This is a genomic window from Aquimarina sp. Aq78, from assembly GCF_900299525.1.
Classification (GTDB): domain Bacteria; phylum Bacteroidota; class Bacteroidia; order Flavobacteriales; family Flavobacteriaceae; genus Aquimarina.
Window position 1 is genome coordinate 79,430 of the sequence record NZ_OMKA01000023.1, and the last position, 12,397, is coordinate 91,826.

12 protein-coding genes are annotated in these 12,397 nt (G+C 32.8%); 8 read left to right on the forward strand and 4 right to left on the reverse strand.

Annotated features, from left to right (window positions below; translation table 11 throughout):
- Positions 1 to 2 precede the first annotated feature (2 nt).
- The 5 genes from DG435_RS13575 (at position 3) to DG435_RS13595 (ending at position 5,736) form a co-directional block, all read left to right on the forward strand.
- Positions 3 to 659, forward strand: coding sequence for a CoA transferase subunit B (locus DG435_RS13575; RefSeq protein WP_106791595.1), 657 nt, complete (start codon positions 3 to 5; stop codon positions 657 to 659).
- Between the two features lie 713 nt (positions 660 to 1,372).
- A complete protein-coding gene (locus tag DG435_RS13580; protein ID WP_106791594.1) occupies positions 1,373 to 2,464 on the forward strand; it encodes an AraC family transcriptional regulator in 1,092 nt (363 codons plus the stop codon).
- A gap of 102 nt (positions 2,465 to 2,566) precedes the next feature.
- Positions 2,567 to 3,091 carry a hypothetical protein gene (locus DG435_RS13585; RefSeq protein ID WP_234387051.1) on the forward strand — a complete coding sequence of 175 codons (525 nt, stop codon included), beginning with the start codon at positions 2,567 to 2,569 and terminating at the stop codon, positions 3,089 to 3,091.
- 117 nt (positions 3,092 to 3,208) lie between these two features.
- Positions 3,209 to 4,621, forward strand: coding sequence for a S41 family peptidase (locus tag DG435_RS13590; protein ID WP_159098261.1), 1,413 nt, complete (start codon positions 3,209 to 3,211; stop codon positions 4,619 to 4,621).
- A 92-nt stretch (positions 4,622 to 4,713) separates the two neighbouring features.
- On the forward strand, positions 4,714 to 5,736 hold the full coding sequence (locus DG435_RS13595) for a PorV/PorQ family protein (RefSeq protein WP_159025475.1): 1,023 nt from the start codon (positions 4,714 to 4,716) through the stop codon (positions 5,734 to 5,736).
- A gap of 110 nt (positions 5,737 to 5,846) precedes the next feature.
- On the opposite strand, the gene DG435_RS13600 is transcribed toward DG435_RS13595, so the two are convergent.
- Complete coding sequence (locus tag DG435_RS13600) at positions 5,847 to 7,538, reverse strand: ABC transporter ATP-binding protein (RefSeq protein ID WP_106791591.1); 1,692 nt, start codon at positions 7,536 to 7,538, stop codon at positions 5,847 to 5,849.
- A 103-nt stretch (positions 7,539 to 7,641) separates the two neighbouring features.
- On the opposite strand from DG435_RS13600, the gene DG435_RS13605 reads away from it, so the two are divergent.
- From DG435_RS13605 to DG435_RS13615, 3 genes are read left to right on the forward strand one after another with little or no spacing between them, the layout of a single operon-like run.
- Positions 7,642 to 9,099 (forward strand): PAS domain-containing sensor histidine kinase, encoded by a 1,458-nt coding sequence (locus DG435_RS13605; protein WP_106791590.1) that lies wholly within the window; start codon positions 7,642 to 7,644, stop codon positions 9,097 to 9,099.
- A gap of 39 nt (positions 9,100 to 9,138) precedes the next feature.
- Positions 9,139 to 9,345: a DUF4177 domain-containing protein gene (locus DG435_RS13610; RefSeq protein WP_106791589.1), complete on the forward strand. Its 207-nt coding sequence runs from the start codon at positions 9,139 to 9,141 to the stop codon at positions 9,343 to 9,345.
- A gap of 27 nt (positions 9,346 to 9,372) precedes the next feature.
- A complete protein-coding gene (locus DG435_RS13615) occupies positions 9,373 to 10,155 on the forward strand; it encodes an enoyl-CoA hydratase/isomerase family protein (RefSeq protein WP_106791588.1) in 783 nt (260 codons plus the stop codon).
- A gap of 78 nt (positions 10,156 to 10,233) precedes the next feature.
- Here DG435_RS13615 and nadD read toward each other — a convergent pair whose 3' ends face one another.
- From nadD to DG435_RS13630, 3 genes are read right to left on the reverse strand one after another with little or no spacing between them, the layout of a single operon-like run.
- Positions 10,234 to 10,815: a nicotinate (nicotinamide) nucleotide adenylyltransferase gene (gene nadD / locus DG435_RS13620; protein WP_106791587.1), complete on the reverse strand. Its 582-nt coding sequence runs from the start codon at positions 10,813 to 10,815 to the stop codon at positions 10,234 to 10,236.
- 53 nt (positions 10,816 to 10,868) lie between these two features.
- Positions 10,869 to 11,441: a guanylate kinase gene (gmk, locus tag DG435_RS13625; protein ID WP_106791586.1), complete on the reverse strand. Its 573-nt coding sequence runs from the start codon at positions 11,439 to 11,441 to the stop codon at positions 10,869 to 10,871.
- Complete coding sequence (locus tag DG435_RS13630; RefSeq protein WP_106791585.1) at positions 11,442 to 12,299, reverse strand: YicC/YloC family endoribonuclease; 858 nt, start codon at positions 12,297 to 12,299, stop codon at positions 11,442 to 11,444.
- Positions 12,300 to 12,397: the final 98 nt, after the last annotated feature.

Here is a 12,397-nt window from a genome sequence, read left to right on the forward strand (position 1 = left end):
TTATGTTAGATAAAAACGGAATTGCAAAGCGTATTGCTAAAGAACTACAGGACGGATATTTTGTTAATCTGGGAATTGGTATACCTACATTGGTTGCCAATTATATCCCTCAAGGTATAGAAGTAGAGTTTCAAAGCGAAAACGGTGTCTTAGGAATGGGACCTTTTCCTTATGAAGGAGAAGAAGATGCTGATATTATAAATGCAGGGAAACAAACTATTACTACAATGCCAGGTGCATCATTTTTTGACTCTGCAATGAGTTTTGGTATGATTCGGGGGCAGCACGTTGATTTAACAATTTTGGGAGCAATGGAGGTTTCTGAAGAAGGAGATATAGCAAACTGGAAAATCCCAGGTAAAATGGTAAAAGGAATGGGAGGAGCAATGGATCTTGTAGCTAGTGCAGAGAATATTATTGTGGCGATGATGCATACGAATAAGGCAGGAGCGTCTAAATTACTTAAAAAATGCTCGCTTCCGCTTACGGGAGTTGGTTGTGTGAAAAAGATAGTTACAAATCTGGCTTTTCTAGAAGTTACAGATAAAGGCTTTAAACTTTTAGAAAGAGCTCCTGGAGTATCTGTAGAAGAAATTAAGAATGCTACAGAAGGAAATCTTATAATTGAAGGTGATATTCCTGAAATGATATTGGATTAATTTAAATCTAATTCTATGAATATGGTAACGAATAATAATTAAACCTCTACGAATAATAAATTAGCAAAAGAGTCGTTTAGTAATGACAGGATCTGATTATCTTGTTTTTGAAAGAAAAATACTACACTTTCAACAGTATCTCTATACCCTTAAACCTTTACTTTAACCTTTAAAAATCAACAATATGCATTTAAATGTTAAAATTTTGCGTATTTCGTCGATTTTTTTGTGTATTTAAACGTTATTGTTGAAAATATTTTGCATATTAGTGTCCCGATAAAAAATAGTGTCCCCTATATATATTATTTTTTATAAGGATTAAAAAAATTATTAACCCACACAAGTTTCCCCTATTATGAAAAAACGTATAAATCGTCTACAGAAATCGATCAAACCTACAATAGAATTGATTTCAAACTGTGTTTATGTGGCGAAAAAAGTATTTTTGTTGATGTGATTTTTTGTTGTTAATTAATCGCAACCTCCCCAAGTCGCGATGAATGAAACCTGTTAGACTGTTTAAGCTTAACAGGTTTTTTTTATATGGAATATGCTTGGTTGTTGATGGATTAAATCAATATAGCTAAATACACAATGAGTTAATTTATATCAAAAAACTGGCAAATCAGCTTATATTTACCCAAAAATAAAGACGAAGTTTTTAGGTAAACTGACATTAACAATAAATCAAACATAATTAATTTTTTCAAAGATTGAATACTATACTATTAGGTTTTGCAATTCTTGCCAGTGGAAGTATAGGATATTTTATAAGTATCTCATTAGTCACTACTTCTTTTTATAAGAATCGTGCAAATAACTATCTCTCACTATCAATATTTTTGCTAGCAAGTTTGACTTTATTAGGGTGGTTTGATATAGAAGATACGGTTTTAGAATTTTTAAACAATCCTGTATTGGAGTACCTATTTGGAGTTACTCTATTTACCTATTTTCTAATTCAAATTCAACATAAGTACCTTAAAAAAAGTTGGTATAAATGGCTTTACCTTCCTTTCATTGGTTCTTTGATTATAGAAACTATTCTTTATTTAGATACTATTTTTAACTTCTATAATTCGGATTTTGTTGATCTGCAATTTCATATTATGGATAATGCATCATTTGTCTATAATGTGTTTTTAATCTTTTGGGGAAGGAAATTAGTAAAAGGTTCTCATACTATTTCAGAAGATAAAAAGCGTTGGTTATTAAGATTAAACCTTTTTGTGATATGCATTATTATATGCTGGCTTTTATCTACTATAGAGTTCTATGTATTCAATTCAGAATATGCTACAAGTTTTCTATGGATACTGCTTTCCTTTTTATTGTGGTGGATATTGTATTACGGAGTGTTTAGACTACAGCTAGTAGTTCAAAAAGACGAAATACACGAATATTTAGTTTCAAAAAGGACAAATAGCACTCAAACAAAAAAGAAAATAAACGAAACTACAGTTTCCAAAATTATTAGTCAATTATATGAAGTGATGGATGAAGAAGAGCTATATAAAAACCCTCTTTTAAGCAGATCAGATCTGGCAAATCGACTGGAAACTAGCGAAAGATATTTATCGCAAATCATAAATCAGGAGCTTAACAAAAGTGTGACTCAATTTGTAAATGAATATCGAATTGAGGCAGCTAAAAATCTATTACATAATCCAGTATTTAATAAATATTCTGTTGAGGCCATTGGTATGGAAGCTGGTTTTAAATCTAAAAGTGTTTTTTATAGTACTTTCAAAACCAGTGAGGGATTATCGCCTGGTGCTCACAGGAAACTTCAAAAACAGTCCTAATTTATGTAGTTATCCCGTATTAGGACTTCTACAATTCTAAAATTGCATTTTTATTTTTTTGATGCTCATACTTTTAACTAAGTAAATCAAAAAAACATAAAAATGACTAAAGTATTTTTTACGTCTCTTTTAGTAATGAGTTCTTATTTCGGGTTTTCTCAAAATGAAAAAAACATATCAGTAGAAAAATCAGTTTTTGGGATTCAAACTGGATTATTAGGTGTATGGGCTCACAATGAATTAAAATTATCAAATCAAGTTGCTTTACGAAGTGAAGTTGGTTTAGGAGGTCTTAATACATCAAATATTAGACCTGTTTTAGCATTAGAACCTCGTTGGTACTACAATCTAAAGAAACGTGCTGATAAGAATAAAAGAATAGATGGTAATAGTGGTAATTACATGTCACTCAGAGCCCGTTATCATTTTCATAGTACTGAAGAAGCTGAAAAATTTGACCTATATCATCTATTGACTGTTGCTACTTGGGGAATTAGAAGAAACATTGGCAAGCATTTTAATTATGAAGCTGGAGTTGGTGTAGGGCTTGGTTTTGAAAAAAACAATAGCAAAAATATTGATTTGATGGTGCCTTATGCCGCTTTCAGTATTGGATATCGTTTTTAATGACTTTCAGAACCTTTAATAATATAGAATGCTGCTTTCTTTCACTCAAGTGGTTTTTTGATGAAAGAATTAAGCTTTACATTTTTTACCTGTAAGAATAATTTCAAAAATAAAACTATGATGAATTCATATATGAACATAAAAACAGAAATAATAAAGCATTTTAAAAAGTGTTTTCTAATCTTGATTTTATTAATTTTTACTGCTTGTCAATCTGATGATAATACCCCTCCAGCAGCAGCAGATCCAATAAATGGATTTTGGTCAATAGCAGACAAAGGTTGGATTTTTGAATTTACTGACGATAAAGATGTATTCTATAATGTAAATGCTGCTGGGTGTTCAATTCAAAACGATGATTTTGTTCTTCAAGATTTCTTTGGATTTAACTTTGATGTTATTGGTAAAAATGAACTCATAGCCTCTTCAGAATTATCAGATTCTGAAATAAAATTTGTCCGATTGCCAGATCAAAATCCGAATTGCCTACCTGATCAGATTTCTACTACAGAAGATCCAAAGGTAAATTTTGATCACTTCTGGAATATTTTTAATGATTACTATGCTTTTTTTGAAACAAGAAATATTGATTGGTCTCAGTACGAGAACTTAAAAGATCAAGTTACGGCTGATAACTTCTATGATATCATAGAAGAGTTAGCTTATTTATTAGACGATGGACATGTAAGTATATCCGATGAAGAGAATGGTATTGAAATTGAATCAGGAGATCCAACATTATTGGAAAAACTGAATGCTAACTTAAGTGGAGATTTTATCATAGAGAATGTAGACGATTATTTTGATCTTGTCGATCAAAAAGCGACAACAATAGCAACAGAATATTTAGGAGGAGATTTTGAAATAGATGAAAGAGAGAATATCATATGGGGATTGATCAATGATGATATTGGGTACATTCTTATCGCAACAATGGAAGGATATGGGACAAATTTTAGTGATGAGTTGTCAACATTAAACGCTGTATTAGATAGTATGATGAACGATCTTTCTGCATCAGGGATTTCTAAACTGATTATCGACATCCGTTTTAACGATGGAGGATATGATACGGTGGCTTTAAATATGGTATCCCGTTTTATGGATCAAGAACGAGTTTCATATTTTAAAAAAGCGAGATTAGGTAACAGTTTTACAGAAAATAAATCCTTTTCTGTAGCTCCAAAAGGAAATTTTCAATTTACAGGAGATATTATTTTACTTACAAGTCCATATACTGTAAGCGCAGCAGAACTTTTTACGTTATGTATGAAAGATTTACCGTATGTAACCATTGTAGGAGAGAATACAAATGGTGCTTTTTCTACCATTCTTACACATGTATTGCCTAATGGAGCAGAAATAGGATTATCTAATGAAATATATAGTGATGCACAAGGAGTCGTGTATGAAGTTGTTGGAATTGGCCCTGAAAATCAAGAAAATCGAGTGCCATTTTTATCTTCTTTAGATTTTCAAGAAGAAAAAGATAGTGGAATAGAACGCGCTTTGGAGTTACTAAATAATTAGTAGTACCACTCCAAGTAAACAATGCTGTCTCAGAAGATGGACTTGTTTACTTGGAGTGGTAAACTACTATACTACGTAACGCAACTAAAATTATGAGGAAAAATGCTCTTATATTCATTTTAATATGTTATAGCAGTCTGTCAGCCCAGAAAAATAGTGTGACTACTGTTAGAGATGGTTTTATTGGTATTGCAACAGATGCCCGGGCTGCCGGTCAGGGCGACATTGGAGTAGCGACATCTGCCGATGCTTTTTCTCAATTTTGGAACCCTTCTAAATATATCTTTTCTGATAAAAAAATTGAAATAGGAATTACTCAAATCCCTGGAAAAAAAGAAGAATTTAACGAGTTTAGCCAACTAAATTTAAGTTTTTATAATAAACTAAATAACCGTAGTGCGTATAGTATAAGTTTTAGAGGTTATTCCTATAATATCAATGAGTTTCAATTTGTTCAAGTCAACCTTGAAGGAGCAATAGATGGTGCTTATACACTAAGATTAGGAGATACATTTGCTATGTCTGTAGGTGGTCGTTTCATTTTATTACAGGGTAAAGTTCCTCTTTTAGATGGTTTTAGTGATACATCTAGTTTATATGGTGTTGATGTTTCAGGATTCTATTATGGAAACGAAATAGCTTACAAAAAAATTAATGGTAGATGGAGGGCAGGCTTTGGTTTTTCCAATTTAAGAGGGAAATCCTTAAATGATAATAAGAGTGTTGAAATTTATGCTCCTTCTACTTTAAGGGTAGGAGCAGGCTTTGACTTTATTTTTGACCAAGACAAAATGCTTGGGATTACTACAGAGTATAAAACATTACTTGACTCATATGTTGAGAATGCCAATGGAGAAAAACTTGATTTTGGTTTAGAAGGGTCGGTTATAGCTTTGGGTTTAGAGTTTGCATATAAAGAAAAATTAATAGCAAGAAGTGGTTATTCGCATGGTATAAATCGACTAACAGATTCTTTTATCTCAATAGGTACTGGTTTCCATGGAAAATATGTTGATTTAGATATCGCTGGTTTATTGGGATTATCAGAAGAAGAGAATCCAATACGAGAAAAATTGCGTCTATCGTTGAGTCTTAATTTAGAAGAAATGTTATAGAGCAGAAGGAGTCGTTATTTTTTTAATTTGGTTATTTTGTATTCCACTTTCCAAAGTTTACCAACTTAATGTAATCCATTAGATTATTATGCTGTTGCCAGCGAATTTATCTACCTACTTTTAGGAATTGCCTGTATTAACTTCTTAGTATAGTCTTTTTGTGGGTTTTCATATATTGTATCCGCATCTCCATGCTCCTCTATTTTACCCTTATTCATAACCAGTAACTGATCAGACATGTATTTTACTACAGCCAGATCATGTGATATGAAGATGTAGGTAAAGCCAAAATTACTTTTTAGCTCATTTAGTAAGTTAAGCACCTGTGCTTGTACAGAGATATCTAACGCACTTACAGATTCATCGCAGATAATAAGTTTTGGTTGTAATGCTATAGTACGAGCTATACCTATTCGTTGTCGTTGCCCACCACTAAACTCATGTGGGTAACGATTAAAATGTTCCTCGGTTAGGCTTACTCGCTCTAGTAATTCTATTACCTTTTGCTTTCGTTCTTTGTCATTGTTGTATAAATTATGTGCCTGCATAGGTTCCATAATTGCTTTCCCAACAGTTAATCTTGGATTTAGTGATGCAAAAGGATCCTGAAATATCAACTGAATTTCTTTTCGAAGACTTCGTATTTCAGAAGATGATAATTGTGTGATATCTTGCCCTTTGTATATAACCTGACCGCTATTGGCTTTATCTAATTGTAAAATGGTATTTCCTAAAGTGGATTTACCACAACCAGATTCTCCTACGAGCCCCAAAGTCTCACCTTCGTATAGTTTAAAACTTACATCATCTACAGCTTTAAATTCTGCTTTTCCAAATAAACCAACCTTAGAAAAATAACTTTTTTCTACATTTATAACTTCTAGTAATGGTGGTTGACTATATAAATCCTGATGATGTTGTTCTCGTTGTTCTTTAGTAATGATTTCCTTTTTTTGATCTGTATCCTCCAAAAAATCCGCAATAGTTGGTAGTTTTTGATATCTAAGATTCATAGGAGGTCTCGCATTGATCAATGCTTTGGTGTATTCTTTTTGAGGAGTGTGAAAAATAGTATTGGTTGTTCCATATTCTATCATTTTTCCTTGATACATAACCAAAACATGATCTGCAACTTCTGAAACTAGCGAGAGATCATGAGAAATAAACAAAACACTCATTTTGTATTCTTTCTGCAGACTTTTTAGCAAACCGATAATTTCTTTTTGTACCGTTACATCAAGTGCTGTTGTAGGTTCATCTGCAATAAGAAGCTTTGGTTTACATGCTATGGCCATAGCAATCATGATGCGTTGTTTTTGGCCTCCACTTAATTGATGAGGATATGATTTGTATGCTCGATCAGGTTCTGGGAGTTTTACTTTTTCGAATAAAGAAAGTACTTCAGTTTTTATTTCAGTTTTAGAGAGTGATGTATGCTGAAATAAGATTTCTGCGACTTGTCTTCCACATTTCATAGAAGGATTTAAAGAACTCATAGGTTCCTGAAAAATCATGGCTATCTCATTACCACGAATCGCTCTATACTCTTTTTCATTACAATTTAATAAAGAGACACCATCATAGATAATATTTCCATTTGTGATTCTAGAGATTTTGTTAGGCAGTAATCCCAGAATGGCTAACGAAGCTACAGATTTTCCACTCCCTGATTCTCCTACAACTCCTAATATTTCATTTTTATGAATATCAAAAGAGATGTCATAAAGTACCTGATTTTCTTTTTCTTCTGATAAAAAAGAGACACAAAGATTTTGTACAGAAAGCAGTGTAGTAGTATTCATAACTTAAACGTTAGGTAAATTTAGGAAATTCAACGCGTTCACAGATTTCTTTTTACAACTATTTTGGTGTGATATTTGTTATCTTTATCCGTCAAAGTATATTATGAGGCTACTAAAACTTTCTCTTCGTACACGAATTTTTATCTCTATGACTATATTGGTATTGTTGGCCTCTATTTTGATTGCTGCCGTTACGATCTATCAATATAAGGAGGAAGCAGAAGAATATCATCAAGGTAGATTAGAACGAAAAGAAGAAAGAATTCAAATCACAATTAATAATGTATTAAAAAGGACAACTTACCCAATAAATGAAGAAAATATAGCGTTAATTTTTAGAGAGAAACAACGAATCTATCAAATCTCTGAAGAACATTCCATGCCTATTAATATTTATGGGCTTTCAGGAGAATTACTGGTTAAATCAGAAGGTCTATTTGCCAAAGATACCACCGACATCCAAATTAATCCTGTTATTTTAGACACACTGGCTTCTCTTTTTAATAAGAAGTATTTGGTGAAATCTGAAAAGAATGGAGAGCGATTTTTAACATCCTATACCTATATTACAGATGTTAGATCAAAACCTTTAGGGATTCTACATTTACCATATCTCGAAGATGATGATTTGATTACAAGAGAATTGTTACAATTTTTGCAACGTCTGGGGCAGGTGTATTTGTTAATGCTTTTGGTAGCAGTAGTCCTGGCTTATTTTTTATCAAAATACATCACCAGATCTTTAAAGACAATTTCTGAAACCATAGATCAAACTAGATTAGATAAGAGAAATAAACGAATAGATATTGGTGATGCAAGTGAAGAAATTTATTCATTGGTTAATGCTTATAATAGTATGATCGATGAGCTAGAAGAAAGCGCCGCAATGCTAGCAAAGAGCGAGCGAGAGGCAGCATGGAGAGAAATGGCGAAACAAGTAGCACACGAAATTAAAAATCCATTAACACCAATGCGATTAACAGTGCAGAGTTTTCAGCGAAAATTTGACCCCAGAGATCCTAATATTCAACAAAAAGTTCAGGAATATAGTGATACTTTAATTCAGCAGATCGATACCATGAGTTCTATTGCATCTGCGTTTTCGAATTTTGCACAGATGCCGGCACAAAAAAGCGAAACCCTAGATGTGGTAAAGATTATAGGGCTAGCATTGGATATCTTTAACGAAGATTACATCATTTTTCCTTCAGAAAAAGAAAAAATCATCGCTAAATTTGATAGAACACAACTTATCCGAGTAGTCACCAATTTGGTAAAAAACGGCATACAAGCAATTCCCGAAGATCGTATCCCCAAAATTATTGTGGATGTATTTTCAGAAAATGGAGAAGTCCTTATTACAGTATCTGATAATGGAATTGGGATAACCGAAGAAAATACAAAGAAGGTTTTCGAACCTAAATTCACAACCAAAACCAGTGGTATGGGACTTGGATTAGGAATGGTGAAAAATATTGTGGAAACCTATAACGGAAGTATTACCTTTACATCAAAAGAAGGAAAAGGCACTGTTTTTAAAGTTAGATTCCCAAAAGAATAGTAACCTTACTTCAATTATTATCCAATACTATATAGTACTATGAAAGAATATAAGCTGGAGTCTTTGATCTATTATTCGAAATTGACTTTAGACAAAGAACATATTTTAAAATCTTCTTCTAAAGATATACAGGTAAAGTTAGATGAATATGGAAAAGAAGGGTGGAGATTAGTATCTACCGATGTAGAAGATTTTGGAATGGGAATGTATTTTTATCTGTATTTTGAAAGAGATTTAAAACAATAAAGAAGACATAAACAAACAATATAATTTATAATGTATACCAACATTTTAACATCCCAAAACAACGGAGTTACAACGATAACTATCAACCGTCCATCAAAATTAAATGCACTTAATAAAGAAACTATTCAGGAATTGCATGCTGCTTTTAGAGTCGCAAATCTTGATACGGATACTAAAGTAATTATCATTACCGGAAGCGGTGAAAAAGCGTTTGTTGCAGGCGCAGATATTAGTGAATTTGCTGATTTTTCTGTATCAGAAGGAGGCAATCTGGCCACAAAAGGACAGGAGTTACTTTTTGATTTTGTTGCTAACCTTTCTACACCAGTAATTGCTGCTGTAAATGGATTTGCTCTGGGTGGTGGATTAGAATTAGCTATGGCAGCACATTTTAGAATTGCTAGCGATAATGCAAAAATGGGACTTCCAGAAGTTTCTTTAGGTGTAATACCTGGATATGGTGGCACACAGCGTTTACCACAGTTAGTTGGTAAAGGTAGAGCTATGGAAATGATTATGACTGCGGGAATGATTGATGCAAATCAGGCATTGCAATACGGATTGGTAAATCATGTAACTGCTCAGGATGAACTAATACCATTGGCAGAAAAGCTAGCAGGAAAAATTATGAGAAATTCTTCTGTAGCAATTGGTGCGGCTATCAAAGCTATAAATTCTGGTTATGAAGATGGTGTAAATGGATATAAAGCAGAGATTCAACAATTTGGAAACTGTTTTGGTACTGAAGATTTTAAAGAAGGAACTGCAGCATTTTTAGAGAAACGTAGAGCTGATTTTCCGGGAAAGTAAATTGAATTATAATAAAAGAAAATAAAGGCCTAATAGAGTTTATCATATTAGGCCTTTATTTATATATAATGTATTCCTCTACCTATAGAAATTCATTTCATCAATATATTCCCATACAACTTTAGGAAGTAAAGGTCTTACATTTTTATTAGCCGCAATCGCCTTGCGAATGAATGTAGAAGAAATCTCCATAATAGGAGCTTCGATTCGGTGCATTTTGGGATGATCTGTAAATTGAGTTTCTACAATTCCTTCAGCAATTCTCGGATATACATAGATGTTATGATTCTCGAGAATAACCTCATAGTTTTTCCATTTATGAAAGCTCTTTAGATTATCTTCTCCCATAATAAGATGAAATTGATCTTCAGGATATTTTTCTTGCAAGTGCGCAAGTGTATGTACGGTGTAATTGGGTTGTGGTAGTTTAAATTCTACATCACTAGGTTTTAACTTAGGATAAGATTGTGTTGCGCGATATACCATTTCATAGCGATGATGGTTATCTAGTAACGAACTTTTCTTTTTATGAGGATTATGAGGAGTTACTACCATCCAGAGTTCATCGAGATCAGAGAACTCTGCCATATGATTGGCAATTGCCAAATGACCGATATGAATAGGATTAAACGTCCCAAAATACAATCCGATTTTTTTCATAGAAAATAATCATTTTTTATTTCTGTAAAACAAGAATCCCAATGTCTGGGAACCTATTTAAAAAGAAACTTTTTAACCAACTGATATACTTCGTTTTTAGCTTTTTCGAGATCATCATTTGTTATGATGGCATCAAACTGCGGGGCAGTAGCCATTTCGGTAGAAGCTTTGGCAACCCTCATATTGATTTTATCCTCGGATTCGGTTTTACGTTTCTTCAAACGAATCTTTAGTTCTTCGATACTAGGCGGTTTTACAAAAATTGCCAATGTACGATCTGGATATATTCTTTTAATATCTAAACCACCTACAACATCGATATCAAAAATCACATGTTTACCGTTACCCCAAAGTCGTTGTACTTCAGTTTTTAATGTTCCATAAAAATTATCTCGATATACTTCTTCCCATTCGAGGAATTCTTCGGCTTTAATCTTGTCTTTAAACTCTCTTAAAGATAAAAAGTAATAATCTTTTCCATGAACTTCTCCTCCGCGAGGCTCCCGAGAGGCTGCAGAAATAGAAAACCCAAGATTTAATTCTTCTTGATTAAGTAAGTATTTAACTAAAGTAGTTTTTCCACTTCCAGAAGGTGCCGAAAGTACAATAAGTTTACCTTGGCTCATTTACAACACGTTTAGTAATTGTTCTTTAATTTTTTCGAGTTCATCTTTCATCTGAACTACTAGTTGTTGCATAGGGGCATAATTAGATTTACTACCAATAGTATTAATTTCACGACCTATTTCCTGAGTGATAAAACCAAGTTTCTTCCCGTTAGAATCCGAAGAGTTTAAAGTGGTAGTAAAATACTCTAAATGATTTGCTAATCGAACTTTTTCTTCAGTAATATCGAACTTCTCAAGATAATAAATCAATTCCTGTTCAAAACGATTTTGGTCTACTTCTTCCTTTAGATCAGACACTGCTTTATGTAGTCGTTCTCTAACCGCTTCCATACGTTCGGGATCCATTTGTATAACTTTATCCAGAAGCTCGCTTATATTTTTAACACGAATATTGAAGTCTTTTTCTAATGCCTTTCCTTCGTCGATTCTATAGTCTTCTATTGCTGTTAAAGCTTTGGTAAGTTCATCTTTTATAGCATTAAATTCTTGTTCATCAATTTGTTCACGTTCTGTTTTTAGAGCATCAGGCATACGAACTGCCATTTTTAGTAACTCTATCGTATCTCCTTCGTGCACATTCGATAACTGTCTGATATATTCTTTTACAATAGCTTCATTAACTTTGTTTGATGTTTCTTCACCAGTTGCTTCAACATATAATCCGAAATCAACTTTACCTCTTGCTAGTTTTTTTGCAATAGTATTTCGCATTTCAAGCTCCTTTTCACGGTATTGTGAAGGGATCCTTGCATTGAGATCTAGATTTTTACTATTAAGTGATTTAACCTCAATCGTTATTTTTTTTGTAGGTAGCTGAAGGATAGACTTCCCAAAGCCTGTCATAGATTTGATCATAGAATTATGCTAAAAGTTGCACGAAGATAATGAAAAGTCTTAACAACGACATCTTAACTTATAAAACCAAATTTTATAATCCCTGACCGTTGTCATTA